Source organism: Bradyrhizobium sp. CCBAU 45321, from assembly GCF_028128975.1.
GTDB classification, from domain to species: Bacteria; Pseudomonadota; Alphaproteobacteria; order Rhizobiales; family Xanthobacteraceae; genus Bradyrhizobium; species Bradyrhizobium yuanmingense.
In genome coordinates this window covers 25,157-50,503 of the sequence record NZ_LFKZ01000016.1, presented here as the reverse complement: position 1 = coordinate 50,503, position 25,347 = coordinate 25,157, and the positions used below count along the sequence as shown (strand labels likewise).

General features: G+C 64.3%; 26 protein-coding genes. 18 read left to right on the top strand and 8 right to left on the bottom strand.

Translation table 11 applies throughout. From position 1 onward, the window contains the following. The first annotated feature begins 94 nt into the window (after window positions 1-94). The 6 genes from ACM43_RS04445 (at window position 95) to ACM43_RS04420 (ending at window position 4,773) form a co-directional block, all read left to right on the top strand. Entirely contained in the window at window positions 95-706 is a 612-nt protein-coding gene (locus ACM43_RS04445) for a DUF1285 domain-containing protein (RefSeq protein ID WP_271538344.1), read from the top strand. Window positions 707-708: 2 nt separating this feature from the next. Further along, on the top strand, window positions 709-1,380 hold the full coding sequence (locus ACM43_RS04440) for a CoA pyrophosphatase (protein ID WP_271538342.1): 672 nt from the start codon (window positions 709-711) through the stop codon (window positions 1,378-1,380). Next, window positions 1,377-1,640, top strand: a complete 264-nt coding sequence (locus ACM43_RS04435; RefSeq protein WP_036013774.1) for a DUF6111 family protein — start codon at window positions 1,377-1,379, stop codon at window positions 1,638-1,640. Before ACM43_RS04440 ends, ACM43_RS04435 begins: the two co-directional genes overlap by 4 nt. Window positions 1,641-1,650: 10 nt before the next feature. Beyond that, entirely contained in the window at window positions 1,651-2,907 is a 1,257-nt protein-coding gene (locus tag ACM43_RS04430) for a CCA tRNA nucleotidyltransferase (RefSeq protein WP_271538339.1), read from the top strand. Beyond that, window positions 2,904-3,674 (top strand): sulfite exporter TauE/SafE family protein, encoded by a 771-nt coding sequence (locus ACM43_RS04425; RefSeq protein WP_271538337.1) that lies wholly within the window; start codon window positions 2,904-2,906, stop codon window positions 3,672-3,674. The genes ACM43_RS04430 and ACM43_RS04425 overlap by 4 nt, the downstream gene beginning before the upstream one ends. A 268-nt stretch (window positions 3,675-3,942) precedes the next feature. Then, window positions 3,943-4,773 carry an outer membrane protein gene (locus tag ACM43_RS04420; RefSeq protein WP_271538335.1) on the top strand — a complete coding sequence of 277 codons (831 nt, stop codon included), beginning with the start codon at window positions 3,943-3,945 and terminating at the stop codon, window positions 4,771-4,773. A 173-nt stretch (window positions 4,774-4,946) separates the two neighbouring features. On the opposite strand, the gene ACM43_RS04415 is transcribed toward ACM43_RS04420, so the two are convergent. After that, complete coding sequence (locus ACM43_RS04415) at window positions 4,947-5,633, bottom strand: glycosyltransferase family 29 protein (RefSeq protein WP_271538333.1); 687 nt, start codon at window positions 5,631-5,633, stop codon at window positions 4,947-4,949. 113 nt (window positions 5,634-5,746) lie between these two features. Here ACM43_RS04415 and ACM43_RS04410 point away from each other — a divergent pair, with 113 nt between their 5' ends. Further along, window positions 5,747-6,100 (top strand): cupin domain-containing protein, encoded by a 354-nt coding sequence (locus ACM43_RS04410; RefSeq protein WP_036024830.1) that lies wholly within the window; start codon window positions 5,747-5,749, stop codon window positions 6,098-6,100. A gap of 153 nt (window positions 6,101-6,253) precedes the next feature. On the opposite strand, the gene ACM43_RS04405 is transcribed toward ACM43_RS04410, so the two are convergent. Together ACM43_RS04405 and ACM43_RS04400 are read right to left on the bottom strand one after the other, a co-directional pair. Beyond that, complete coding sequence (locus ACM43_RS04405; RefSeq protein WP_036024831.1) at window positions 6,254-6,457, bottom strand: DUF2158 domain-containing protein; 204 nt, start codon at window positions 6,455-6,457, stop codon at window positions 6,254-6,256. A gap of 103 nt (window positions 6,458-6,560) precedes the next feature. After that, entirely contained in the window at window positions 6,561-7,610 is a 1,050-nt protein-coding gene (locus ACM43_RS04400; RefSeq protein WP_128263021.1) for a hypothetical protein, read from the bottom strand. A gap of 259 nt (window positions 7,611-7,869) precedes the next feature. Between ACM43_RS04400 and ACM43_RS04395 the strand changes: the two genes are divergently transcribed. The 5 genes from ACM43_RS04395 to ACM43_RS04375 all read left to right on the top strand — a co-directional run bounded on the left by ACM43_RS04395 (window position 7,870) and on the right by ACM43_RS04375 (window position 14,681). Further along, complete coding sequence (locus ACM43_RS04395; RefSeq protein WP_036037130.1) at window positions 7,870-8,253, top strand: hypothetical protein; 384 nt, start codon at window positions 7,870-7,872, stop codon at window positions 8,251-8,253. Window positions 8,254-8,304: 51 nt separating this feature from the next. Further along, the gene (locus ACM43_RS04390) at window positions 8,305-10,005 is read left to right on the top strand and encodes an efflux RND transporter periplasmic adaptor subunit (RefSeq protein ID WP_271538328.1); all 1,701 of its coding nucleotides are present in this window, start codon (window positions 8,305-8,307) and stop codon (window positions 10,003-10,005) included. Between the two features lie 6 nt (window positions 10,006-10,011). Then, entirely contained in the window at window positions 10,012-13,131 is a 3,120-nt protein-coding gene (locus ACM43_RS04385; RefSeq protein WP_271538326.1) for an efflux RND transporter permease subunit, read from the top strand. Window positions 13,132-13,161: 30 nt separating this feature from the next. Further along, complete coding sequence (locus tag ACM43_RS04380; RefSeq protein ID WP_246732427.1) at window positions 13,162-13,533, top strand: hypothetical protein; 372 nt, start codon at window positions 13,162-13,164, stop codon at window positions 13,531-13,533. 164 nt (window positions 13,534-13,697) lie between these two features. Continuing rightward, a complete protein-coding gene (locus ACM43_RS04375; protein WP_271538321.1) occupies window positions 13,698-14,681 on the top strand; it encodes a Bug family tripartite tricarboxylate transporter substrate binding protein in 984 nt (327 codons plus the stop codon). Between the two features lie 282 nt (window positions 14,682-14,963). Here the strand turns inward: ACM43_RS04375 and ACM43_RS04370 are convergent, their stop codons facing one another. The 4 genes from ACM43_RS04370 to ACM43_RS04355 are packed head-to-tail and all read right to left on the bottom strand — an operon-like array spanning window position 14,964 to window position 17,722. Beyond that, complete coding sequence (locus ACM43_RS04370) at window positions 14,964-15,707, bottom strand: HAD family hydrolase (RefSeq protein ID WP_157286432.1); 744 nt, start codon at window positions 15,705-15,707, stop codon at window positions 14,964-14,966. After that, window positions 15,704-16,591, bottom strand: coding sequence for an oxygen-dependent coproporphyrinogen oxidase (hemF, locus tag ACM43_RS04365; protein WP_271538832.1), 888 nt, complete (start codon window positions 16,589-16,591; stop codon window positions 15,704-15,706). Before hemF ends, ACM43_RS04370 begins: the two co-directional genes overlap by 4 nt. Before the next feature lie 20 nt (window positions 16,592-16,611). Then, window positions 16,612-17,244, bottom strand: coding sequence for a 7-carboxy-7-deazaguanine synthase (queE, locus tag ACM43_RS04360; RefSeq protein ID WP_271538319.1), 633 nt, complete (start codon window positions 17,242-17,244; stop codon window positions 16,612-16,614). 10 nt (window positions 17,245-17,254) lie between these two features. After that, window positions 17,255-17,722: a tRNA (cytidine(34)-2'-O)-methyltransferase gene (locus ACM43_RS04355; RefSeq protein WP_271538316.1), complete on the bottom strand. Its 468-nt coding sequence runs from the start codon at window positions 17,720-17,722 to the stop codon at window positions 17,255-17,257. Window positions 17,723-18,001: 279 nt separating this feature from the next. On the opposite strand from ACM43_RS04355, the gene petA reads away from it, so the two are divergent. The 6 genes from petA (at window position 18,002) to ACM43_RS04325 (ending at window position 24,653) form a co-directional block, all read left to right on the top strand. Then, window positions 18,002-18,532, top strand: coding sequence for a ubiquinol-cytochrome c reductase iron-sulfur subunit (gene petA, locus ACM43_RS04350; protein ID WP_036006265.1), 531 nt, complete (start codon window positions 18,002-18,004; stop codon window positions 18,530-18,532). 62 nt (window positions 18,533-18,594) lie between these two features. Continuing rightward, window positions 18,595-20,667 carry a cytochrome b/c1 gene (gene fbcH, locus ACM43_RS04345; RefSeq protein ID WP_271538313.1) on the top strand — a complete coding sequence of 691 codons (2,073 nt, stop codon included), beginning with the start codon at window positions 18,595-18,597 and terminating at the stop codon, window positions 20,665-20,667. Window positions 20,668-20,880: 213 nt separating this feature from the next. Continuing rightward, window positions 20,881-21,555 carry a dienelactone hydrolase family protein gene (locus tag ACM43_RS04340; RefSeq protein WP_057026276.1) on the top strand — a complete coding sequence of 225 codons (675 nt, stop codon included), beginning with the start codon at window positions 20,881-20,883 and terminating at the stop codon, window positions 21,553-21,555. Window positions 21,556-21,559: 4 nt separating this feature from the next. Further along, complete coding sequence (locus tag ACM43_RS04335) at window positions 21,560-21,721, top strand: hypothetical protein (protein ID WP_271538310.1); 162 nt, start codon at window positions 21,560-21,562, stop codon at window positions 21,719-21,721. Between the two features lie 217 nt (window positions 21,722-21,938). Next, the gene (locus ACM43_RS04330; RefSeq protein WP_271538308.1) at window positions 21,939-24,104 is read left to right on the top strand and encodes an anthranilate synthase component I; all 2,166 of its coding nucleotides are present in this window, start codon (window positions 21,939-21,941) and stop codon (window positions 24,102-24,104) included. A gap of 9 nt (window positions 24,105-24,113) precedes the next feature. Next, entirely contained in the window at window positions 24,114-24,653 is a 540-nt protein-coding gene (locus tag ACM43_RS04325; protein ID WP_036024845.1) for an adenine phosphoribosyltransferase, read from the top strand. 18 nt (window positions 24,654-24,671) lie between these two features. Here the strand turns inward: ACM43_RS04325 and ACM43_RS04320 are convergent, their stop codons facing one another. Beyond that, window positions 24,672-25,340 carry a hypothetical protein gene (locus ACM43_RS04320; protein ID WP_271538304.1) on the bottom strand — a complete coding sequence of 223 codons (669 nt, stop codon included), beginning with the start codon at window positions 25,338-25,340 and terminating at the stop codon, window positions 24,672-24,674. Window positions 25,341-25,347 lie beyond the last annotated feature (7 nt).

The following is a 25,347-nucleotide window of genomic DNA, read 5'->3' as shown; positions in this document are numbered from 1 at the left end:
CGACCTCCACATCGGACTATTCCGGATGGAACCGCGCACCTAAGTACAACGTAGACCTGCACCAATCGTGCCAATCACAAAGTCAGGGCAAACCATGGCGAACCAAGGGCAGAGCGCCGATCGGGGTCTCGAGGGACTGACTGCCGCCGCCAAAAGCGCTGCCAATGCCGAAGGCGCCAAAAAGGGCCTGCCTCCGGTGCATCTGTGGAATCCGCCGTTTTGCGGCGATCTCGACATCCGAATCGCCTCCGATGGTACTTGGTTCTACATGGGGACGCCAATCGGGCGTCCCGCCCTGGTGCGGCTGTTTTCGACCATTCTCAAGCGCGAGGGCGACAAGCATTTCCTGGTCACGCCGGTGGAGAAGGTCGGTATCCGCGTCGACGATGCGCCGTTCATGGCGGTCGAGATGCAGAAGGACGGCGAGGGCAGCCATCGCGTGCTGCACTTCCGCACCAATGTCGACGACTGGGTCAGCTGCGACGCGGCGCACCGGCTGCGTTTCGAGCAGGCGGAGGATGGCGGGCTGACGCCCTATCTGCACGTCCGTGCCGACCTCTGGGCTAAGGTGACGCGCGCGCTCTATTACGATCTGGTTGACATGGGCGAGGAGCGGATGGTCGATGGCCAGCCGATGTTCGGTGTCGAGTCGGCCGGCGAGTTCTTCGCCATGGCCGATGCGGAGCAGGTGAGGGCGGCGCTTTGAATTTGAACAACCCAATCCTGACGGACGAGCCGGTCGCGCTTGGCGCTGCGGATTTCTTCGCCCGCTCCAGGGCTCGGCTCGGCTTCGACGTGCCGCCCGGCCTCTATGATCCCAACATCATCCCCGCCTCGGGCGATCCCGGCACCGACAAGATGCTGGAGATCATCGCGCGCGAGCAGCCGGTGCGCCCGGCAGCGGTCTTGATCGCGGTGGTCGATCATCCCGAGCCCACCATCCTCTTGACGCAGCGCTCGGCGCATCTCAATGACCATGCCGGCCAGATCGCCTTTCCCGGCGGCAAGATCGACGCGATCGATGCCTCGCCGCTCGATGCGGCGCTGCGCGAGGCGGAGGAGGAGGTGGGGCTGTCCAGAGACTTCGTCGAGCCGATCGGCTATCTCGATCTCTACGGCACCGCCTTCGGCTTCCGCATCCTGCCGACGGTGGCGAAGGTCAGGCCGGGCTTTTCGCTCAGCATCAACCATTCCGAGGTTGATGATGCCTTCGAGGTGCCGCTATCCTTCCTGATGAATCCGGTGAACCACCAGGTGCACAGCAAGGAATTCCGCGGCACGCCGCGATCCTATTACGCGATGCCGTTCGCGGAACGCTACATCTGGGGGGCGACGGCTGGCATGCTGCGTGTGCTGTATGAGCGGATCTATTCGTCATGATCCGGACGGTTCTGACCGAGATCGGAATCTTCCTCATCCCCTTTGCCGTCTATGCGCTGTTCCTGGCGGCGACGCGGTCCGGTGTGTTCGCACGCTCCTCATGGCCGGTCGCGATCGTCGCGCGTCTTGCGCTGGTGGCGATCGTGCTGGTCATCGCCGGCCTCATCGGCTTGGCGGAGTTCTCCGGCGCGCCGCCGGATTCGACCTACGTCCCCGCCCATATCGAGGACGGCAAGCTCGTGCCGGGCACGGAAAAGTAGGGGCGGATCCATGAGCGCGGAGCCTTTACTCGCCGATGCGCCCTGGCTGACCGCAGGCGGTACCGCGCGCGTCCTGGCGCTGTTCGGCACTGATGGCGAGGAGGCGCGGGTGGTCGGCGGCGCCGTGCGCAACGCGCTGCTCGGTCTTGCGCCGGGTGACATCGACATCGCGACCACGGCGCTGCCGGATGAGGTGATACGGCGCGCCAAGGCCGCCGGCATCAAGAGCGTGCCGACCGGCATCGACCACGGCACCGTCACGTTGGTGATCGATGCCCACCCCTATGAAGTCACGACGCTGCGCGAGGACACCGAGACCTTCGGCCGCAAGGCGAAGGTCGCGTTCGGCCGCGACTGGGTCAAGGATGCCGAGCGGCGCGACTTCACTATGAACGGCCTGTCGGTCGATGCGCGCGGCGTCGTCTACGACTATGTCGGCGGCATCAACGACGCCAAAGCGCGGCGCGTGCGCTTCATCGGCGATCCCGACCAGCGCATCGCCGAGGATTACTTACGCATCCTGCGCTTCTTCCGCATCCACGCCGCCTTCGGTGCCGGCGAGCCCGACCGCGACGGCTATCTCGCCTGCATCCGCGGACGCGCGGGCCTGGCCAGCCTGTCGGCCGAGCGGGTGCGCATGGAGATGCTCAAGCTGCTGGTCGCCGGTGGTGCGGCTGCGGCCGTGCGGGCCATGGCCGAGGGCGGATTGCTGCAGGCGTTGACCGGCGGCGTCGTCTACACGGGTCCCCTGGACACAATGATCGCAATCGAGCGCGAGCTCGGCCTCAGCCCCAGCAGCACGCGGCGCCTGGCCGCGCTCGCGGTCGCCGTCACCGAAGACGCCAAGCGCCTCGCCGTGCGCCTGCGGCTTTCCAATGCCGAGGCCAAGGCGCTGGATTCGATGGGGCACCGCTGGTGGCGCTTCGCCACCAAAGACGAAGCCAGGGCACGGCGCTTGCTGTACCGGCTCGGGCCCGAGCGCTATCACGATCGCGTATTGCTTGGCTGGGCACGCAACGGCGGCGACGTCACATCGACGCGCTGGCGCGCGCTCGCCGAGCTGCCGCAGCGCTGGAGCGCGCCGAAATTCCCGCTGAAGGCCGCCGACTTCATCGCGCGCGGCCTCGCCGAAGGACCCGCGCTCGGCCATGTGCTGACGCTCGCCGAAGACGCTTGGCTCGCGTCGGATTTCCCACGCGAGGAAGCCACGCTCGCCGCGATCGCCGATCAAGCCGTGGCCCGCATCAGAGGCGACCAGAAAGATTGACCATCGTCTCAGGCTTCGCCGATATCTCGCTTCTGCAGCTTCTGCTGGTCGCAGCGATGGCGTTGTTTGCATCGATTATCGGCGGTCTCGCCGGCTACGGCACCGGTGCGCTGATGCCCTTGGTGCTGGTCCCGCTGGTCGGGGCCGAGCCCGTCGTGCCGATCATCGCGATCTCCGCGATGCTGACCAATGCGAGCCGCGCGCTTGCCTATGTCCGCCATGCGGACCGCCGCCGCGTGCTGGTCGTGCTGGCCTGCGCAGGCTTGACCACCGCGCTCGGCGCCTACGGCTACACCCGCCTCACCAATGCCGGCGCCGCGCTCGTGATCGGCGCCATGCTGATCCTGAGCGTGCCGCTGCGGCGCGTGCTCCGCCGCCGCGATGTCAGGATCGGCGACGCCGGGCTTGCCGCCGGGTCGGTCGGCTACGGTGTCCTGGTCGGCGGCACCTCGGGCTCCGGCGTGATCCTGCTCTCGCTGCTGATGGCCGCAGGGCTCGAAGGCGCTGCCGTGATTGCGACCGATGCGATGATCTCGCTCGGCACCGGCCTCATCAAGATCTCGGTGTTCGGCCTCGCCGGCGCCGTCACCGCGCAGGTGCTCGCCTTGGCGCTGCTGATCGGCGGTATGGCCGTACCCGGCGCGTTCCTCGCGAAAGCTTTCGTGGGGCGCATGCCGGTGCGCATCCACACCGCAATCCTCGATGCCGCCGTGATCACCGGCGGGCTGGTGATGATCTCGGCAGCGGCGAGGCAGCTGATGGTCTGACGACGCCGGCCGAAATGGCGTTCTTGGCGTCTGAGGAGTACCTGATGTCGCTACAGTCTGGTCCGCGTCGCGTCAGGCGGACTTGGCGCGCGTGAACCGTGTTCCGCAGCTCCACGCTGTGTCTCCGCCGCTACAGCCAAGACGTGGGATCACGTCTAATAATCGGCTTGTAATATAGTAATTGGCGCATGACTGGTCATCGGCGGTTCTACCGGCGCTCGCGCGGCGAGGCCCCGCCTTGTCACGGCGCACAACATTGAGGGAAGTTATGAAGTCCATCGTCTCTGCTGCCCTTCTGGCCTCGGCTCTGTGTCTGTCCCAGGGCGCCTTCGCGGCCGATCTCGGCAGGGCTTACACCAAGGCGCCGCCCGCGCCGGTCGCATTCAGCTGGACCGGTTTTTATGCTGGCGTGCATGGTGGTTATGGCTGGAGCGATCCGACCGCGACCTTCGATCCGGGCGCGCTCGCAACCGGGACGGTCCCCGGCTATGTCGTCACGGGTGGCACGGGGCCGTTCTCTCTGGATGTGAGCCCCAAGGGCGGATTCGGCGGCGGCCAAATCGGCTATAACTGGCAGTCCGGCACGTTCGTGTACGGTCTGGAAGCGGATGTCAGCGGCGCAGCCATCAGGGAGACGGCGAGCCGCCCGTTCAGCGTCACCGGCACGATCGGCGGCGACAATGGCGCCTTCACCGGCGTATTCAATCTCAAGCAGGAAATCGATGTCTTCGGCACCATCCGCGGACGTCTCGGATACGCGGCGAACAACCTGCTGATCTACGGTACCGGTGGCTTCGCCTGGGGCCACGTCAAGAACAGCATCTTCACCTCAAATCTCGCCACGCCGAACATTGCCAATTTCAACGGCTTCTTCCCGGCCCTGACGCGAAGCGCGTCCTCGTCGGAGGTCCAGGTGGGCTTCTCCGCCGGTGGCGGCCTTGAATGGGCTTTCGACCCGCGCTGGACGTTCAAGGCCGAGTACATCTACATCAATCTCGGAAAGTCGAACGGCAATGCGCTTGCATTCCCCGGCGCGTCGTTCACGGATACCGAGGTTCAGCTTCATACGGCCAAGGGCGGCATCAACTATCGGTTCTGATCTCGACCGACATCAGCTCGTAGGAGGGGTTTCGCCGTTGCGAAACCCTCGCCTCGATCCATGTCGTCATTTGCTCACCGCCGGTGCGGTGAGCAGCATCGTCAGCCGACAATCCGGCCAGCTCTCAGGCAATGCCGTCATCGCAAGCCCTGACAGCGCTATGCAGCAGCCCGTCAGGGCGCGCGAACATCAAGTCTCGTTATCGCCCCCCGCTGCACAAGCTGACTGAAATAATCGACTTCCCGAGCGTACGCGTGATTGTCGTACTGGTCGGCTCGCTGCGGATCCCAGTAGTAGGTACTTGACTGGAAGCCATCAAAGCCCAAAGCAAGCAGCTCCGCATCTGGGTAAAGATGGCGCGCGAGCGACAGTGCTTTCAGACCTGTCGTTGGCTGTACAACTTTGCCGTCTTTGCCGATCATGATCCCCGCGCGTTCAAAATCCATTGCGCGCACCAGATCAATCATCAATGACTGGCTGAAATACTGCACGGGACCTGAAACGACCGCTTCCAGTGCACGAGCGTGGATTTCAGAAGACGCCTCCTCCGGAAGAAGATCGAGATGCCACCTCGTCAGGTATTCCAGCTCGAAGCCCTCGTACTCCGTCGCCATCCTCGTCCATGACACGGGATCTGGAAAGGCGAACCACAGACACTGGCCGGTTCGCCATTGGTCGTCCCGGCCGGCGATCCTGGTCCAACTATTGACCATGTGGATATCGAGGCGCGAACCGACGGATTTCTCATAACCGTTGGTCCGGAATTCGTTGATGCGAACGACTCGATCGCACCCGTCAATCAATGGTCCAAGCTTCATTTTGAGCGGACCGCCGCCATTTCCGACAATTGCGATCCTCATCCATGGTGCTCCTTGAAGGCGTCATATGAAGCTCCCAAAGCACGTCGTGCTATCCCTTCCAGGAGCGTAACCCGTCACCATATGAGTTGGAAGTGTTCACCTGAGGAAACGCGATGAAAGCACCCGCAAATCTCGCCGAGAAGCTCGCAACGTTTACCGATCGCTTCTCCCCGCGCACGGTGGCGACCTATAACGACAACGACATCATGGTGGCCAAGCTTGAGGGGCCGTTTCATTGGCACAAGCACGAGGACACGGACGACTTCTTTCTCGTGCTCAGCGGGACGCTCGACATCGAGCTGCGGGACCGCACGGTCACCCTCAACCCCGGCGAGGTTTTTGTCGTGCCGAAGGGCGTTGAGCACCGGCCGGTGGCGCGTGGGGAAGTGCACATCCTCTTGATCGAACCGACGGGGACGCCGAATTCCGGAGACAAGGCCACGGCGGCGCCTCGTATCCTCGTCTGATCAACCCGCGCCCGTCATCGGGGCCGCGGTGAGGCCCTCGACGCACAGCGCCTTCACCGTCGAGCCATTGGCGGCGAGCTTCACTTGCGAAATCCATCGCCGGGCGCGCCGGAGCCGAACTCGGCTCGCACGAGAATGCAGTCCGAGAAGTGCCTACTCCTCGTCATCATCTTCGTCTTCGTCGTCCTCGTCGTCTTCTTCCACCTGCACGAGCACGGCGAGCGGCAGCGTCTCGCGGAACAGGTCGCCTTCCATGCCCATCCACAGGCACAGCGCCTCGTTCTCCTTCACCTCCGCGACGGTCAGCGGCTGACCGCCGGATTTCAGCATCACGACATCGCCGGCCTTCAGATCCATGGATTGTCCTTTCAGGTTGATCGACACGGCCGATGCTAACAGGCCGTCATGACAGGCCGATCACGCCGGCTGCCGGCGCCGGAAGGTGTCTCCGCGGTACGGCTCAGCTGCGCTCGCTCGTGACCGGCTGGTTCGGCAGGCACTGGTTGCTGAAATAGCCGATGGCATCGCGCGCGAGCGGAACATGGCAGAAGAAGCCGGTGGGGCGGTATCGCACCCTGATGCGATCCAGCTGCGCCATGGTCAGCGTCATGAACGCGTCCAGCCGGCGGGCCTGAAGTTGCAGCCTGTGCTCATTGCTGTCGCGTGGTTTGTCGAGCTTGCGATCGTTCGGCACGTCGTTGCCGGAGGCCGGAGCTTGCAACGCATTCGGTCCGCCGCGGAGCACCTCGAAGCAGTGGTGCATCACCAGGACGTGGTGCTTGGCGCTCCACCAGTTGATGGTCACGACCTTCTGCAACGCATCGATCTCGCCGTCCGCCCGCCTGGCACAGAGGTTGACGTAGGATTTGAGCCCATTGGCCGTCGGGTCGTTGCACAATTCGTCGCTGGGGCGTCCCGGATCGGCGCCATTGAAGATCGCACCCTTGAACTGCGGAAGGTTGGCGTCGGAATCGCAATCGAAATTGTACTTGGTGAGCAGCGTTGCCGTCAGGGGATCCTGGTCGAGCGTGTGCTCTGCGGCCGGATCGCGCCCGAGGTCGCTGGGCCAGTCGATGTAGATCTCCGCCTTGCGCGCAAAGATGGCGCCGTTCCGCCGCAGCGACGTGCGCGCCTTCCAATAGTCCGAGAACGAGCCGAATGTCTTGGAGTCCACCGGAATGAAAGCGGGGCTTGCCTGCGCCTTCAGCGAGCCGAACTGCTCGCGCAGCATGGTCTCCTGCTGGATCTGCACGTCGGCGAAGGCGTCCGAGATCTCGAGGAAGGTGTCGGTCGCCTTCTGCATGTCCGCCTTGGCCTGCTCGCCGACCTTCTGTTCATAGGAATTCAGGTACTGGAAATATCCGCCCAGGAAGCCGGTCAGCAGGGTCACGGCCGTCAGTCCCTTGGTGACCGAGAGGCGGCTGTCCCAGGATTGAATTCTCTGCCAGATACCCGCCGCCTTCACCGGGGATCGCGTGCGCGCTGCCTGCTTCGGAAGGTCCTGCTCCATTGTCGCCTCCAACTCACCACGCCCCATGGCACGAGGCTACCGCAATCGCGGATTGCGGCTTGTGAAGCATTTCACTTCAAGTGAGGCAGGCGGGCTGCCGGATATCGGGCGGCGGTAGCTCCTCGATCGAACGGGGAGGGTGTCTGGACCACCTCCCACGCGATGCGAACGTCGCCTTGAATTCGCGGTCGGCATCGCCTAGTTTTTCGGCGTGCCGCACGGTGTCCGCCACCATCTTCGTCAACTCGCCAGAACGGCCATGTTCGTGGCGATATCCGCGTTTGTGCTTCAGGCGGCCCTGATCTCGGTCTCGCAGGCGCAGGCGGCTGTTGGCGCCATTCCGATGCCGTCCGTCACGCTCAGCGGTTCCCTGCATTTCCACGATCAATTGGCCGGCCACGTGCATTCCCACGCCGGCGACGACGCGGAAGGCCACGTCCATGACGGGCCAGATCACGACGAGGACGGCGCTCCCGGCGTGGCCTGGGACATGTTTGGCACCTCGATCGCCTCAACGCAGGTCGTTCACCTGCTCAGCGTCTTCGAAGTGCTCGGCGCCATGGACCTGCCGCTCGCGCGGGCCATTGTCGGGGTGCGCCCCGAGGGACTCGTCCGGCCACCAAGTACCTTCAGCATCGCGTAGTCCCGGCGGCGCTTCGGCCGCCGCCTTTTCGCATGTCTGAAGGATCTTTCGATGTTGATGAATCAGCGCTGCCCGAAAGGGCGGCTCGCAGCTCTTGGGCTGGCCGGCGGTGTCTGGTTGGTGAGCCTGGTCTTTGGCTTGTCGGGCGCCTTTGGCCATGAAGGGCACGATCACGGCGACGCCGAAAAGACGGCGGTCGTGTCCTCAGCCTATCCGAGGATTGCCGCGCGCTCCGAGCTCTACGAAGTCGTCGGCATCCTGAAAGACGGCAGGCTGTCCGTCTTCATCGATGATGCCGCGACGAACGAGCCGGTCTCGGACGCCGCCTTGCAGGCCACGATCGGCGATTCCGCCCCGATCGAGGCATTGAGCCAGGAGAACGGCGTCTACACCGCCCCGATTCCGAACGGCACACCGTCCGGATCGGTCGAGGTGATCTTCTCGATCAACGCTAGCAGGGGAAATGATCTGCTGGTCAACTCGTTCATACCGCGTGCAGAGGCCCGGCCCGCAGAGCAGAAGCACGCGCCCGGCTGGCTTCTCTCGAACCGAGCCGCCATCGGCGCGTCCGTGCTCGCCGCCTTGGGCTTCGGCGGTCTCTTCGCCTATTGGAAGCGGCGTGGCCGCTTCATGGCGGCCTCGATGTCCGCGGTGTTGGCGGGGGCTTTGGTCATTCTCGCCTCCGTCATGTTCGGCGAGGGCCGGACCAATGCAACGCAACCAAATCCGCCTGATGTTCCCGCGCTGAGCGATGCCCCGCGCCGCCTGCAAGACGGCACCGTCTTCGCGGCCAAGCCGACGCAGCGTCTGCTCGAGGTACGCACCGCTGCAGCCGAGCCGCAGACGATTCATCCCGCCGTCACCCTGATCGGCCGTGTCATGGCCGACCCCAACCGCAGCAGCATCGTGCAGAGCATCTACGGCGGCCGCGTGGTTCCCGGCGATGACGGCATCCCCCGCATCGGGCAAACCGTCCGCAAGGGCGATCTGCTCCTCCGGATCGAGCCGCATCTGCCGATCGCCGATCGCACGACGATCCTCGAGAAGGTCGGCGAGATCGAACAGCTGATGGCCATCACGGACAACAAGCTGCGGCGTCTCCGCCCGCTGGCCGAACGCGGCGCGGTGCCGCAAGGGCAGGTCAACGATCTCGAAAGCGAATTGGAGGGCCTGCGGGCCCGCCGCGAGACCGTTCGCAATTCCCGCACCGGCTTCGAGGAGCTGCGGGCATCGACCGACGGAATCATCACCTCCGCCAAGGTCGCGCCGGGCCAGGTCATACAGCCGCAGGACGTCCTGTTTCAGATCGCGGACCCCGGCAGCCTCTGGGTCGAGGCGCTCGCCTATGACGAAATAGGCTTGAAGCAGCCAGAAGCCGCAACGGCTATGGCCCCGAACGGGCAGCAGATTGCGCTGAGCTTCGTCGGAACGAGCCGGGCGCTGCGCCAGCATGCGTCCGTGGTTCACTTCGCCATTCCGGAGCCACCGGCAGGTCTCAACATCGGTCAACCCTTGAACGTGATGATCCAGGCCGGAGCGCCCGTGTCTGGCCTGGTCGTGCCGCGCAATGCCGTCGTTCGAAGTGGCAATGGTGAAAATATCGTCTGGCTGCACACGGCGCCCGAACGCTTCGAGCCGAGACCGGTTCGCGTGGTGCCGGTGAACGCCGCCCGCGTGATCGTGGCTGCCGGAGTCAGGGAAGGCGAACACATCGTCGTTCGCGGCACCGACCTCATCAACCAGATCCGGTAGCCGGCCATGTTCAAGCTCATCGTCCAGACCAGCTTGCGCAATCGCCTGTTCGTGCTGGCCGTCGCCGCCGCGCTGGTCGGCTACGGCCTGTTCGTGCTGCCGAGCGTTTCGGTCGACGTCCTGCCCGACATCAACCGCCCGACCGTCAACATCCTGACCGAGGCAGAGGGACTGGCCCCCCAGGAGGTCGAGCAGCTGGTGACGTTCCCGATCGAGACGTCAATGAACGGCATGCCCGGTGTGATCCGGGTGCGCTCCGTCTCGGGCGTTGGTCTGTCAGTCGTCTATGTCGAGTTCGACTGGGGCGTCGAAATCTACCGCGCCCGGCAATTCGTCTCGGAGCGGCTGGCGCTGATCCGCGAGCAATTGCCGGCTGCGGTCAATCCCCAGATGGGCCCGGTGACCTCGATCATGGGCGAGATCATGTTGATCGCGTTGACGAGCGATGGCACGGCTTCACCCATGGACGTGCGCGAGATCGCCGACTTCGTCGTCCGGCCCCAACTCCTCGCCATTCCCGGCGTCGCCCAGGTAATACCCATCGGCGGCGAGGTCCGCCAATACCGCGTGACGCCGAACGTCGCCACCATGCAGGCGCTCGGCGTCACCCATGATCAGATCGAGCAGGCGGTCGCAAGATTCGGCACCAACAGCGGCGGCGGCTTCGTCGACCAGCATGGCCGCGAATATCTGATCCGCAATGTCGGTCTCACCAAGCGTATCGAGGACCTCCGCAACACCGTCGTCGTCAACCGCGGAGAGCAGCCGATCCTACTGAAGCAGATTGCCTCGGTGGATTTTTCCGCGCGGACCAAGCGCGGTGACGCCGGATATAACGGCAAGCCCGCCGTCATCGTCAGCGTCATGAAGCAGCCGGCTGCGGATACTGTGGCACTGACGCGCAATGTCGAGTCCACGCTGCGCGACCTGCAACGCACCATGCGCGGGGGCATCAGCATCACCAACGTGCAGTTCCGGCAGGCCACCTTCATCGAGACCTCGATCGGCAATGTCGAGCGCGTCCTGATCGAGGCCGCGATCGTCGTCGCAATCGTCCTGTTCGTCTTCCTCATGAACGGTCGCGCCGCGTTCGTCTCGCTGACCGCCATTCCGATATCGATCCTGGTCACGGTTCTGGTGTTTCGCGCCTTCGACCTCACGATCAACACCATGACGCTGGGCGGCCTCGCCATCGCGATCGGCGAGCTGGTCGACGATGCCGTGGTGGACGTCGAGAACATCCTGCGGCGCCTGCGAGAGAACGCCGCGTCGAGCGCGCCGCGTTCCGTCCTCGACGTGATCTCCGGCGCGAGCCAGGAGGTTCGTTCCAGCATCGTTTATGCAACGATGATCATCGTTCTCGTCTTCGTGCCGTTGTTCGCCCTTCCGGGAATCGAAGGGCGGCTGTTCACGCCGCTTGGCGTCGCCTATGTGGTCTCGATCCTTGCTTCGCTGCTGACCTCGATCACGGTGACGCCGGTGCTGTCCTCCTATCTGCTTTCGGGACGGGCCTATTCAGGTGACCGCGAGAGCTTTGTCGTCACGAAACTGAAGCAGGCCAATCGGCGGGTGCTCGGCTGGGCCTTCGAGCGGCAGGGCCTGGTGCTGGTCTGCATCGCCGCCGCGGTCGCGGTGGCGGGCTATGCCGCGAGCCAGATGCCCCGCAGCTTTCTTCCGCCCTTCAACGAGGGGACGCTGGTCCTGTCGCTGCAGTACAATCCAGGCATTTCGCTCGCGGAATCGAACCGTCTTGGCCTATTGGCGGAGCAGTTGCTCGCAAAAGTGCCCGAGGTGAAGTCGGTCGGACGCCGCACCGGCCGTGCCGAGCTCGATGAGCACGCCGAAGGCGTGCACTACAGCGAGATCGATGTCGATCTGACGCCATCCAAGCGCCAGAAGGCGGAGATCTATGCGAGCATCCGCGAAGCCCTGTCGGCGCTGCCGGCGTCGCTGGCCATCGGACAGCCGATCAGCCACCGCCTCGATCATCTCCAGTCGGGTGTTCGTGCCCAGATCGTGCTCAAGATCTTCGGCCAGGACATCGAGACGTTGCGGCGGCTGTCCGAAACGGTGCGCCAGCGTCTATCGACGATCCCGGGTCTGGTCGATCTCCAGGTCGAGAAGCAGGTGTTGATTCCGCAAGTGCGGGTTCAAATCGACCATGCCCGAGCAGCGCTCTACGGCCTGACGCCGGCTGCGGTCACCCAGGCACTCGACGCGCTGTCCAATGGCCGGAAGGTCTCCCAGATCGTCGACGGCAATCGCCGCTTCGACGTCGTGATGCGCCTGTCGGAGCAGGACCGTTCGACGACCGGACTGCACAATTTGCTGATCCCGACCGGGTCGGAGTTCGTCCCGCTGAGCGCTTTGGCCGATATCGTCGAGACCGACGGGCCCAACCAAATTCAGCGGGAGGGGACCCAGCGCAGGATCGTCGTCTACGGCAACGGGGACGGGCGCCGCGACATCGCCGATATCGCTGCCGACATTCAGAGGTCGGTTCGCGAGCTCGATTTCCCGCAAGGCTACACGACCCGTCTCGAAGGCGCGTTCCAGGCCCAGCAGGAGGCGTCCTGGCGCATCGGCATTCTGTCGCTTGCCTCCATGGCGATGATCTTCGTCGTCCTCTACAGCCGCTACCGGTCGATCGCACTGGCGCTGATCATCATGGGAGGTATTCCGCTCGCCCTGATCGGCAGCGTCGCCGCGCTGAAGATCTCCGGGCAGCCCTTGTCGGTGGCATCGATGATCGGTTTCATCACGCTGGCCGGCATCTCGGCGCGCAACGGGATCTTGAAGATCTCGCACTACATCAATCTCGCCATCCACGAAGGCGAGAGTTTCGGGGCCGGGCTGGTCATTCGCGGCAGCATGGAGCGCCTCAGTCCGGTGCTGATGACGGCGCTTTGCGCAGGACTAGCGCTCACGCCGCTCTTGATCGGCGCGGACGAGCCGGGTCGGGAAATCCTGCACCCGGTGGCCGTGACGATCTTCGGCGGCCTGCTCAGCGCCACGGTCCTCGACACAATCGTGACCCCGATCCTGTTTCTGATGTTCGGCAAACAGCCGCTGCAGCGGCTGGTGGCCGGACACGCCGCAACGTTCACCCCCGCGGAAGCCTATTGATGCGCGCGGAAAACCACCGAGGAGCCTGCAATGAGAACATATATCGGCCTCGTCATGACGGCTGTGATGATTGCGACGCTGGATGTTGCCGCGGCGCAGACGAAGGGCAGCAACGGCGGCCCCGTCGTCAAGTCGCAGGGGCATCCGATCGAATTCGTCAGCAAAGGGACCGACATCGTCTTTTACGTTGGGGACGACGATGGATCGCCGCTGTCGACGAAGGATATGCGGGGACGCGCAACGATTCAGGATGGCGGCAAGACGGTCACCGTTCCGCTTGCGCCGGCCAATCCCAACATGATGACGGGAAAGCTGCAGGCCGAGCTGTCGCCGAAGGCGATCGTGGTGTTCTCCGGCAGCTTGCACGGTCATTCGCTGACCGCGAGATACGCTGCGCAATGATTGACGAAGCGCCACCCCTCGGCAGGTTTGCACATCGGCGATTTCACCGCGACAAAGCGCCCGTGATAAATAGTGGATCAATCAATACAATCTGAGCATCAATCGGGATGGTATGAGCACGTAAAATAGGCCCTCAGAAAAAATGTCGCAACGGAGGATCGACAATGGGCAATGCAACTCTCTTATCGAAGATTCGTTTTGGTGCGGCTGGCATCATGCTTCTTGCCGCGACCTCGATGGCATACGCGGCCTGGCCGGAAAGGAATATCACCTTCATCGTTCCATTCCCGGCGGGAGGCTCGTCCGACATGGTCGCGCGCGCAATCGGACAGAAGGTCTCCGATACGCTGGGGCAGCCGGTGGTCGTCGAAAACCGCTCCGGCGCAACGGGCGCGCTTGGAGCAACAGCGGTGGCCCGGGCCGCAGCGGATGGATACACCGTTCTCGTCGGCTCGATCGGTGTCTATGCGACGAATCCATTTCTTCAGCCCAATCTGAAGTATGATCCTCTGAAGGACTTCGACCTTTTGACGGTCGCTGTGCGCGCACCGAACGTCCTGGTCGCCAACTTGAACTTTCCGGCAAACACCGTCGCCGAGTTGGTTGACCACCTGAAGAAGACCCCCGGCAAGATCACTTTTGCAAGCTCGGGTGCGGGTTCGTCCGATCATCTCACGGCGGCGCTGTTCTGGCAGCGCACTGGGACGACCGGTCTCCACGTGCCATATCGCGGCGGGGCGCCCGCTGTGAGTGATCTCCTCGCGGGGCATGTCAACGTATCGTTTCAAAACATCAACGCCGTCATCGGGCAAATTCAATCCAAGCAGCTCAAGGTTCTCGCCATCACCGGTGATGCCAGATCCCGTCTTTTGCCCGAAGTGCCCACCTTGAAGGAACTTGGGATTGATGGTGTCGATGTCTTTTCGTGGCAGGCGGTGGCTGCTCCGAAGGGGCTTCCTGCCGATGTGAAAGCAAAATTGCATGGCGAGATCGTCGCGGCGCTGAAGGCACCGGACGTACGCAAACGAATGGAGGATATCGGCCTCGAAATCGTGGCCAACACCCCGGAGCAATTCCAGGAGTTTCTGGTCTCTGAGTTGGCCCGCTGGAAGCGGGTCATTGAGACCGGCAATATCACCGTGGAATAGGTTGCCTTGGGCGTGCTCGCGGGAGCGCGATAGACCATGATCCGGAAAAGTGCGTAGCGGTTTTCCGAAAAGATCATGCTCGAACATAAGCTAAAGCGCGATGACGATTCATCCTGATCGCATCGCGCTCTAGGCTCGATGACAACCCTCGCGACGATGCCATAATACCCCTGTTTTGCCCGACGGGTCAGAAATTTTTCGTAAAATCCGTAAGCCCTTGATTTTACAGCAGCGCGCTACTGTGCATGGGGTTGTTTTTCGAGTCTTGTTTTGACCGGCTGATTACGGCCGGTCCGGCAGCAGCTCGCCGAGCGAGCGGATGATGCGGTCGGGCCTGACCGTCGACCCTTCGGGCAGGCCCTCGCCATGCACGTCCATCCAGATCGCATAGATGCCGAGGCGCTGCGGCGTCACCACTTCCCATTCCAGATTGTCGCCGATCATCCAAGTGTCCTCAGCGGTGACGCCGAGCGCCTGCATCGCGTGCAGATAGGCGCGCTCCTCGGGCTTGCCGAAGCCGTGCTCGCCCTCGATCTGGATGTGGTCGAAGCGATGCGCCAGCTCGAAGCGCTCGACCTTGGCGCGCTGCATGTCGGCGGCGCCGTTGGTGACCAGCGCGAGCTTGATGCCGAGCGCCTTGAACTGGTCGATTGCTTCATGCGCACCGGGAAAGACGAACATCTCCTCCTCGCGGTAGGCGGTGAAGCGGTCGGCGAGGCGAATGGCGAGATCGTCGGGCAGGGCGCGGTGGCCAGCGGCCGCGAGCGCGGCGAAGCCGCCCTTCACCGTCAGGTGCCGCGCCTCGGCGAGCTTCATCCGCCACGCGGCTTCCGCACTGGCCCAGAAGTTTCGCGCGAAGGCCAGCACGGCGGTTGCGACCATCGGCGGCGGAAGCGGAGCGAGCTCTTCGGCGAATTCGGCCGTGATCGTGTTCCAGGCGATCTCCGGCCGGCCATAGGCCGACAGGATGGTGTCGTCCATGTCGATCAGCATGGCGCGGGGCAGCGGCGGCAGCACGGCGTTCATGGCCACTTCACCTCCGGCGGCAGCGACGACAGGATCGAGTCCACATTACCGCCCGTCTTCAGCCCGAAGATGGTGCCGCGGTCGTAGAGCAGGTTGAACTCGACGTAGCGGCCGCGGCGGATCAATTGCTCCTCGCGGTCAGCAGGCGTCCAGGCGCTCGCAAAATTGCGTCGCACGATCTCGGGATAGAGCTTCAGGAAGGCGCGCCCGACGTCCTGGGTGAAGGCGAGGTCGGCGTCCCAGTCGCCGCTGTCGTGCCAGTCGTAGAAAATGCCGCCGATGCCGCGTGCCTCTTTCCGGTGCGGCAGGTAGAAATACTCGTCGCACCATTTCTTGTACTTGTCGTAGTCGGCAACACCGCTCGGCTGCGCGCAGGCCTGTTTCATCGCGGCATGGAAGGCGATGCTGTCGGGATCGTCCTGCGTCCGCCTTCGCTCCAGCACCGGCGTCAGGTCGGCGCCGCCGCCGAACCAGGCCTTCGTGGTGACGACGAAGCGCGTGTTCATGTGCACGGCAGGGACATTCGGATTGCGCATGTGCGCGATCAGCGAGATGCCGGAGGCCCAGAATTTTGGATCCTCCGCCGCGCCGGGGATCTGGGCCCGGAATTCGGGTGCGAACTCGCCGTGCACCGTCGAGCAGTGCACGCCGACCTTCTCGAACAGCCGGCCATGCATCATCGACATCACGCCGCCACCGCCGGCCGCGCCGGAATGGTCGGTGCGCTGCCAAAGCGTGCGCTTGAAGCGGCCGACCTCGCCCGGATAGAGGCTTTGCGGCGCGTCGTCCTCCAGCCGCTCGAAGCTCGCGCAGATGTCGTCGCGCAAGCGCTCGAACCAGGCGCGGGCGCGGGCCTTGCGGGCTTCGATCGTCGTCACGTCCATCTGCATTCGCGGGTCGCGTCCTATCTGATGCCGAGCGATTTGTGGGTCTGCACGCTGAGCCGCCATTGCGGATGGTGCAGGCAATAATCGATCGCGCGCGCGGTGTTCTCGATGATCTCAGGCCCGTCCATCGGCTGCAGCGAGAAGCGCTCGAAGGCGAGATCCTCAAATGCTTCGGGCATCGCCAAGGCCTGGGGATAGACCAGCTTCAGCTCGTGGCCCTGGCGCAGGATCAGCTCGCTGCCGCCCTTGGGGCTGACGCAGATCCAGTCGAGCCCATCAGGAGCTGCGATCGTGCCGTTGGTCTCGACGCCGATCTCGAAGCCTCTTTCGTGCAGCGCCTCGATCAGCGCAGCGTCGACCTGGAGCAGCGGCTCGCCGCCGGTCAGCACCACATAGCGATTGGCGGCAGCCCCCGTCCATTGCGCGGCGATGGTATCGGCGAGTTCCGCAGCAGAGCCATAGCGCCCGCCGAGCGTGCCGTCGGTGCCGACGAAATCCGTGTCGCAGAACTTGCAGGTCGCATCCGCGCGATCGGCCTCCCGCCCGCTCCAGAGGTTGCAGCCGGCAAAGCGGCAGAACACCGAGGCGCGCCCGGCATGGGCGCCTTCGCCTTGCAGGGTCAGGAAGATCTCCTTGACCGCGTAACTCAAGCCTCTCTCCTCAACCTGTCAAACCTTGCCGGTTCCGGATCTGCCGCAGCGCCTCGCCGGCGGCCATGGCCACGCTCATGGCCACATTGAGCGACCGCAGCCCCGCCTTGATCGGGATCACCAGACGCGCATCGGCCGCCTCGACCACGGCATCGGTGACGCCGGCGCTCTCGCGCCCGAATAGCAGGATGTCCGAGCTCTGGTAATGAAAATCGCGGTAGTCGGTGGCGGCCTTGGTGGTGAACAGCAGCAGCCGGTGGCCCTGGCCTGCGCGCCAGTCCTCGAATGTCGCCCAGGAGACGTGGCGGGTCAGCCTGACATGGTCGAGGTAGTCCATTCCCGCCCGGCGGAACAGGCGGTCCGAGATGGGGAAGCCCGCCGGTTCGATGATATGGGCATCGAGCCCCAGGCAGGCGCAGAGGCGAAGAATCGTGCCGGTGTTCTGGGGGATGTCGGGCTGGAAAAGTGCGATCTGCATGGGCGGCGGCGAGTTGGCTTGCGGGCGCAAAATGTCTCAATAAAACATCGCCCGCCCGGGAATTCGTGCATTGCACGCTCCCACGCCGTTAGCGGGCTTGCGCTCGCCCGGCAAGGGTGCCAATAGAACGATTCTGGACTGCTGTTTCACCCGTTTAGAGGTGAATAAGCCAAGTTCTGCCGCCGCGGGGGGCCGCGGGCGCCGGCAGCCTTTCCGGGGACCTCTTGGGCGCCCCCCGGAGCGGTTCCACCGGTAGCGCAAGAAGAAAGGGTTGGAATCGTGACGACAGCGTCTTCGGCGGACCATCCGACACGCCGTGATTTCTTATTTGTTGCAACAGGGGCATTTGCAGCAGTAGGGGGCGCGGCTGCGCTCTGGCCCTTCATCTCCCAAATGAATCCGGATGCCTCGACCATCGCCGCCGGTGCGCCGATCGAGGTCGATCTCAGCCCGATCGCGGAAGGCCAGGACATCAAGGTGTTCTGGCGCGGCAAGCCGATCTACATCAGCCACCGCACCAAGAAGCAGATCGACGAGGCGCGCGCCGTCAACGTGGCGAGCCTGCCGGATCCGCAGACCGACGAGGCCCGGGTCAAGTCGGGCCACGAGCAGTGGCTGGTCGTGATCGGCATCTGCACCCATCTCGGCTGTATCCCGATCGCTCATGAAGGCAGCTACGACGGCTTCTTCTGCCCCTGCCATGGTTCGGTGTACGATACGTCCGGCCGCATCCGCCAGGGCCCAGCGCCCACGAACCTGGCAGTGCCGCCGTACCAGTTCGTTTCCGACACCAAAATCCAGATCGGCTGAGCTTCGGACTCAAGTCCGAAGCTTCGCGCCGTCTCGTCGTACTATTTCCTCAGGATCGCATCATGAGCGGACCATCCGACTACCAGCCGAGCAATCCGGCCCTGCAATGGATCGAGCGGCGCCTGCCGATTTTTGGTCTCATCCATTCCTCCTTCGTCGCCTATCCCACCCCGCGCAACCTGAACTATTGGTGGACATTCGGCGCCATTCTTTCCTTCATGCTCGGAATGCAGATCCTGACCGGCGTGATCCTGGCGATGCACTACACGCCGAACGCCGATCTCGCCTTCAAGTCGGTCGAGCTGATCGTCCGTGACGTGAACTACGGCTGGCTGCTGCGCAACATGCACGCGGTCGGCGCCTCGATGTTCTTCGTCGCCGTCTACGTCCACATGTTCCGCGGTCTGTACTACGGGTCGTACAAGGAGCCGCGTGAGGTGCTGTGGATCCTCGGCGTCATCATCTACCTCCTGATGATGGCGACCGGCTTCATGGGCTACGTGCTGCCCTGGGGCCAGATGAGCTTCTGGGGCGCCACCGTCATCACCAATTTGTTCTCGGCCGTTCCCTATGTCGGCGAGAGCATCGTGACGCTGCTCTGGGGCGGCTATGCAGTCGGCAACCCGACGCTGAACCGCTTCTTCTCGCTGCACTATCTCTTGCCGTTCGTGATCGCAGGCGTCGTCGTGCTCCACGTCTGGGCGCTGCACGTCGCCGGCCAGAACAATCCCGACGGCGTCGAGCCGAAGACGGAAAAGGACACGGTGCCGTTCACGCCGCATGCGACCATCAAGGACATGTTCGGCGTCGCCTGCTTCCTGCTGCTGTACGCTTGGTTCATCTTCTACATGCCGAACTATCTCGGTGACGCCGACAACTACATTCCGGCGAACCCGGGCGTGACGCCGCCGCACATCGTGCCGGAATGGTATTACCTGCCGTTCTACGCGATCCTGCGCTCGATTCCCGACAAGCTCGCGGGCGTCATCGCGATGTTCGGGGCGATCATCATCCTGTGCTTCCTGCCCTGGCTCGACACCGCCAAGACCAAGTCCTCGAAGTACCGTCCGCTCGCCAAGCAGTTCTTCTGGATCTTCGTCGCGGTCTGCATCCTGCTCGGCTATCTCGGCGCACAGCCGCCGGAAGGCATCTACGTCATCGCCGGCCGCATCCTGACGTTTTGCTACTTCGCTTACTTCCTGATCGTGCTGCCGCTGCTCGCGCGCATCGAGAAGCCGCGGCCGGTGCCGAACTCGATCTCGGATGCCGTGCTGGCTAAGACCGGCAGCCGGTCGACGCCGATGGTCTCGACCGCGATCGTGCTGGCGCTCGCCGGCTCGTTGTTCGCGGGCTCGATCGACAGCGCGAAAGCGGCCGAAGGCGGCGACAAGCCTCCGGGCAACAAGTGGTCGTTCGCGGGCCCGTTCGGTACGTTCGATCGCGGCGCGCTGCAGCGCGGCCTCAAGGTCTACAAGGAGGTCTGCGCCAGTTGCCACGGCCTGTCCTTCGTCGCCTTCCGTAACCTCGCCGAGCCCGGCGGGCCCGGCTATTCGGTGGCGCAAGCCGCGGCGTTTGCATCCGAGTACAAGGTCAAGGACGGCCCGAACGATGCGGGGGACATGTTCGAGCGCCCGGGCCGGCCGGCGGACTATTTCCCCTCGCCGTTCGCGAACGAGCAGGCCGCGCGTGCCGCGAACGGCGGTGCGGCGCCGCCGGACCTGTCCCTGATCACCAAGGCGCGCTCCTACAAGCGCGGCTTCCCCTGGTTCATCTTCGACGTCTTCACCCAGTACCAGGAGCAGGGGCCTGACTACGTCGCCGCATTGCTTCAGGGCTATGAGGACAAGGTGCCGGAGGGCGTCACCCTCCCGGAGGGCTCGTACTACAACAAGTACTTCCCGGGCCACGCCATCAAGATGCCGAAGCCGATCAGCGACGGCCAGGTGACCTATGACGACGGCTCGCCGACTACGGTCGCGCAGTACTCCAAGGACGTCACCACCTTCCTGATGTGGACCGCCGAGCCGCACATGGAAGCGCGCAAGCGCCTCGGCTTCCAGGTCTTCGTGTTCCTGATCGTCTTCGCAGGCCTGATGTACTTCACCAAGAAGAAGGTCTGGGCCGCCTCGCACTGAGCGGCGAAGGACGAGACGAGATGAAGAAGCCCCCGCGAGGGGGCTTTTTGTTGACTGGTCATTCCGGGGCGCGTGATCGCGCGAACCCGGAATATCGAGATTCCGGTTCGGTGCTGCACACCGCCGGGAATGACGAGAGTGTGGATTGCGCCGCGCGCTCCCACCCGCCAAAATACCGCCAACCGATCCCCCAGAAACTCACCGGAGGACACCATGGGAACCAGCATCACCTTCAAGCGCCCGGACGGTAAGGACGCCTCGGGCTATCTCGCCAATGCCGGGCGCGGCAATGCGCCGGGCGTCGTGGTGATCCAGGAATGGTGGGGCCTATCCGATCAGATCAAGGGCCTGTGCGACCGCTTCGCGCTGGCCGGCTTCGACGCGCTGGCGCCCGATCTCTACAAGGGCAAGGTGGTGCCGTATCACGACACGGACAGCGCCAACAAGGAGATGAACTCGCTCGACTTCATGGACGCCACCACGCAGACCGTGCGCGGCGCCACGCAATATCTGTCGCGCAACGGTGCCAAGGTCGGGCTGACCGGCTTCTGCCTCGGCGGCGCCGTGACCATCATCGGCGCGACCAAAATCCCGGAGCTCGCGGCCGGCGTCGTGTTCTACGGCATCCCGCCCGAGCAGGCGGCCAAGCCCGCCGACGTCAAGATCCCGCTCCAGGCCCATTTCGCCAACAAGGACGATTGGTGCACGCCGGAGCTGGTCAACGGCTTCGAGAAGGCCATGAAGGCCGCCGGCAAGTCGCTGGAGCTGTTCCGCTATGACGCCGAGCACGCCTTCGTCAACGAGCAGCGCCAGGCCGTGCACGACCGCGAAGCCGCCGAGCTCGCCTGGGGCCGCGCGACGGAGTTTTTCAGGAAGCATCTGGGGTAGGAGCGTGCCAGACCGATCCGAGAACAAAAGGCGTCGGGAGCGCGAGGTCTTCGCGATCCCGGAGGAGCACAGGGCGGCCGTTCGCGAGGGGCTCGATCAAGCTGAGCGCGGCGAGTTTGCCAGCGACGCCGAGATGGCAGCCCTCTGGAAGAAGGGTAGCCTCTGACCCGCAGCTCGGCCACCCTTGACGCCGCCCCCGCGCCATGGTGAGTATCCGCCCATGAGCACCGCCGTCCGCCCAGCCCGTCTTTGGTGGCGCACCTCCTAAAGAGGTGGCCGGTGCGATTTCATTTCTCAAAATCGTCGAAGGTCGCCACGCAGTGCGGCGGCCTGATCGTTTGTCCTGTGTGGCGTTCCCTCGACAAGTTTCGTAAGACGACGACATGAACAGGACAGTCTTTGCCCTCCCGGCCAGAAGTGCGTACGCGACCCGCGCCGGTCTTGCGATCACGCGTGTGGCCGAGCAGTTCACCGGCGGCGCCAACCGGCTCGACGACCTGATCAACCTGCTCGACCGCCGCCGCGGCGTGGTGCTGTCCTCGGGCACGACCGTGCCCGGCCGCTACGAGAGCTTCGATCTCGCCTTCTCTGACCCGCCGCTCAAGCTCGAGACCGTTGACGTCAATTTCAAGCTGGAAGCGCTGAACGCGCGCGGAGAGGTGCTGATCGCCTTCCTCGGCGACGTGCTGCACGAACCCTGCGTGGTGATCTCCGAAAAGACGGCGACGCGCCTTTCCGGCCACATCATCCGCGGCGATGCGCCGGTCGAGGAGGACCAGCGCACGCGGCGTGCCAGCGTGATGTCGCTGGTGCGCGATCTCGTCGCTGCCTTCTCCGCCAGTGACGACGGCCTGCTCGGCCTGTTCGGCGCTTTCGCCTACGACCTCGTGTTCCAGATCGAGGACCTCGTGCAGAAGCGCCCGCGCGAGACCGACCAGCGCGATATCGTGCTCTATATTCCCGATCGCCTGCTCGCCTACGACCGTGCCACCGGCCGCGGCGTCGTGCTCTCTTACGATTTCGCCTGGAAGGGCAAATCGACCGAAGGCCTGCCGCGCGAGACCGCCGACAGCCCCTATCTGAAGACGCCGCGTCAGGGCTTTGCCGATCACGCGCCGGGCGAATATCAGGCCACGGTCGAGACAGCGCGCGCCGCCTTTGCCCGTGGCGATCTGTTCGAGGCCGTGCCGGGCCAGCTGTTCGCCGAGCCCTGCGACCGCTCGCCGGCCGAAGTGTTCCAGCGCCTCTGCGTCATCAACCCGTCGCCCTATGGTGCGCTGATGAATCTCGGCGAAGGCGAGTTTCTCGTCTCGGCTTCGCCCGAAATGTTCGTGCGCTCGGACGGCCGCCGCGTCGAGACCTGCCCGATCTCGGGCACGATCGCGCGCGGCCTTGATGCGATCGGCGATGCCGAGCAGATCCGCCAGCTGCTGAATTCGGAGAAGGACGAGTTCGAGCTCAACATGTGCACCGACGTCGACCGCAACGACAAGGCGCGCGTCTGCGTGCCCGGCACCATCAAGGTCCTGGCGCGCCGCCAGATCGAGACCTACTCGAAGCTGTTCCACACCGTCGACCACGTCGAGGGCATGCTGCGCCCCGGCTTCGACGCGCTCGATGCCTTCCTCACCCACGCCTGGGCCGTCACCGTCACCGGCGCGCCAAAGCTGTGGGCGATGCAGTTCGTCGAGGACCACGAGCGCTCGCCGCGGCGCTGGTATGCCGGCGCGATCGGCGCGGTGAATTTTGACGGCAGTATCAACACCGGCCTCACCATCCGCACCATCCGCATGAAGGATGGCCTCGCCGAAGTGCGCGTCGGCGCCACCTGCCTGTTCGATTCAGACCCCGCCGCAGAAGACCGCGAGTGCCAGGTCAAGGCCGCCGCGCTGTTCCAGGCGCTGCGCGGCGACCCGCCGAAGCCGCTCTCGACCTTTGCGCCTGATGCCACTGGCTCGGGCAAGCAGGTGCTGCTGATCGACCATGACGACAGCTTCGTGCACATGCTCGCCGATTATTTCCGCCAGGTCGGCGCCAGCGTCACCGTGGTCCGCTATGTGCATGCGCTCGACATGCTCAAGCAGAAGAGGTGGGACTTGCTGGTGCTGTCGCCCGGCCCCGGGCGCCCTGAGGATTTCGGGATCAAGACGACGATCGATGCGGCGCTGGAGAAGAAGCTGCCGGTGTTCGGCGTCTGCCTCGGCGTGCAGGCGATCGGCGAATATTTCGGCGGCGAGCTCGGCCAGCTCACCCATCCCGCCCACGGCCGGCCCTCGCGGGTGCAGGTGCGCGGCGGACGGCTGATGCGCAATTTGCCGAACGAGATCGTCATCGGCCGCTATCACTCGCTCTATGTCGAGCGCGACAGCATGCCGGAGGTGTTGTCCGTCACCGCCAGCACCGAGGACGGCGTCGCCATGGCGCTGGAGCACAAGACCCTGCCGATCGCCGGCGTGCAATTCCACCCGGAATCGCTGATGTCGCTCGGCGGCGAGGTGGGGCTACGTATTGTCGAAAACGCGTTCCGGCTGGATGCGCCGGTCAATTGAGAGGCACGAATGACTTTTGACCACGACATCAAGGCGAGCGTCCGCACCATCCCGGATTATCCCAAGCCCGGGATCATGTTCCGCGACATCACCACCTTGCTCGCGGATGCGCGCGCATTCCGCCGAGCCGTGGACGAGCTCGTCAATCCCTGGGCCGGCAACAAGATCGACAAGGTCGCCGGCATGGAGGCGCGGGGCTTCATCATCGGCGGCGCGGTGGCGCATCAGCTCTCGGCGGGCTTCGTGCCGATCCGCAAGAAGGGCAAGCTGCCGCATACCACGGTGCGCATCGCCTATTCGCTCGAATACGGCATCGACGAGATGGAGATGCACGTCGACGCGGTCGCACCCGGCGAGCGCGTGATCCTGGTCGACGACCTCATCGCCACCGGCGGCACCGCGGAAGGCGCGGTCAAGCTGCTGCGCCAGATTGGCGCCAACGTGGTTGCCGCCTGCTTCATCGTCGACCTGCCCGAGCTCGGCGGCGCCGCCAAGCTGCGCGCCATGGACGTGCCCGTGCGCACGCTGATGTCGTTCGAGGGGCACTGAGCGTCCTGGTCGTTTCGCCTACGACCGCTGCAATATCAGGCTGAGCTCGAGCTCCCGGAACGCGATGTAATTCCGCCGGGTCCATTGGTGCAACTCGGTCGAAGAGTCCTTCTCCTGGCGCAGATAGCCGGTGAAGGAGAAATTTAGCCGATCGATATAGGTCTTGAGGAAACCGGGCAGCGCGGGAAGGCGGAACAGCCGGCCGCCTCCCATTGCCGGCGGCAGCTCGCCGCGGACGACATATTCGTTGTCCACCGTGACCAGGTTCATCCGCGGGATCTGCCCACGCAGCATCTCGTGGGCGCGGGCCGAGACGCGGTCGGTGTCGGCGACGAACAGGATCATCGGCGCAACGTGGCGCCGCGCCGCCTCCTTCAGCAGGCCGATCTCGTCGGTCATCTTGAAGAACTCGTCGAAGGCGTGGAAGCCGAGGTCGATCACCTTGGCAATACCGTCATCGACGATGACGCGGTCCATCAGCTGCATCTTGCCGAAGGTGTCGATCACGTCGGCGGTCTCGGTCACCTTCGGCAGGTAATCGAGCAGCGACGGCTCTTTCAGGTTGACGTCGAAGGCCGCGACGTTGCCGTTCTTGAGCAGCAGGAATTCCGTCAGCAGCCGCGCCAGCAAGGTCTTGCCGACCTGCGGGCGAGGCGAGCAGATGATGTAGACGGGCGTTGCGGGCATCGACAGC

Coding starts and splice junctions, on each gene's coding strand:
- ACM43_RS04445 (WP_271538344.1), top strand. CDS start 95: ATGGCGAACCAAGGGCAGAGCGCCGATCGGGGTCTCGAGGGACTGACT.
- ACM43_RS04435 (WP_036013774.1), top strand. CDS start 1,377: ATGATCCGGACGGTTCTGACCGAGATCGGAATCTTCCTCATCCCCTTT.
- ACM43_RS04430 (WP_271538339.1), top strand. CDS start 1,651: ATGAGCGCGGAGCCTTTACTCGCCGATGCGCCCTGGCTGACCGCAGGC.
- ACM43_RS04420 (WP_271538335.1), top strand. CDS start 3,943: ATGAAGTCCATCGTCTCTGCTGCCCTTCTGGCCTCGGCTCTGTGTCTG.
- ACM43_RS04415 (WP_271538333.1), bottom strand. CDS start 5,633: ATGAGGATCGCAATTGTCGGAAATGGCGGCGGTCCGCTCAAAATGAAG.
- ACM43_RS04410 (WP_036024830.1), top strand. CDS start 5,747: ATGAAAGCACCCGCAAATCTCGCCGAGAAGCTCGCAACGTTTACCGAT.
- ACM43_RS04405 (WP_036024831.1), bottom strand. CDS start 6,457: ATGGATCTGAAGGCCGGCGATGTCGTGATGCTGAAATCCGGCGGTCAG.
- ACM43_RS04400 (WP_128263021.1), bottom strand. CDS start 7,610: ATGGAGCAGGACCTTCCGAAGCAGGCAGCGCGCACGCGATCCCCGGTG.
- ACM43_RS04395 (WP_036037130.1), top strand. CDS start 7,870: ATGTTCGTGGCGATATCCGCGTTTGTGCTTCAGGCGGCCCTGATCTCG.
- ACM43_RS04390 (WP_271538328.1), top strand. CDS start 8,305: ATGTTGATGAATCAGCGCTGCCCGAAAGGGCGGCTCGCAGCTCTTGGG.
- ACM43_RS04385 (WP_271538326.1), top strand. CDS start 10,012: ATGTTCAAGCTCATCGTCCAGACCAGCTTGCGCAATCGCCTGTTCGTG.
- ACM43_RS04380 (WP_246732427.1), top strand. CDS start 13,162: ATGAGAACATATATCGGCCTCGTCATGACGGCTGTGATGATTGCGACG.
- ACM43_RS04375 (WP_271538321.1), top strand. CDS start 13,698: ATGGGCAATGCAACTCTCTTATCGAAGATTCGTTTTGGTGCGGCTGGC.
- ACM43_RS04370 (WP_157286432.1), bottom strand. CDS start 15,707: ATGAACGCCGTGCTGCCGCCGCTGCCCCGCGCCATGCTGATCGACATG.
- hemF (WP_271538832.1), bottom strand. CDS start 16,591: ATGGACGTGACGACGATCGAAGCCCGCAAGGCCCGCGCCCGCGCCTGG.
- ACM43_RS04355 (WP_271538316.1), bottom strand. CDS start 17,722: ATGCAGATCGCACTTTTCCAGCCCGACATCCCCCAGAACACCGGCACG.
- fbcH (WP_271538313.1), top strand. CDS start 18,595: ATGAGCGGACCATCCGACTACCAGCCGAGCAATCCGGCCCTGCAATGG.
- ACM43_RS04340 (WP_057026276.1), top strand. CDS start 20,881: ATGGGAACCAGCATCACCTTCAAGCGCCCGGACGGTAAGGACGCCTCG.
- ACM43_RS04330 (WP_271538308.1), top strand. CDS start 21,939: ATGAACAGGACAGTCTTTGCCCTCCCGGCCAGAAGTGCGTACGCGACC.
- ACM43_RS04325 (WP_036024845.1), top strand. CDS start 24,114: ATGACTTTTGACCACGACATCAAGGCGAGCGTCCGCACCATCCCGGAT.
- ACM43_RS04320 (WP_271538304.1), bottom strand. CDS start 25,340: ATGCCCGCAACGCCCGTCTACATCATCTGCTCGCCTCGCCCGCAGGTC.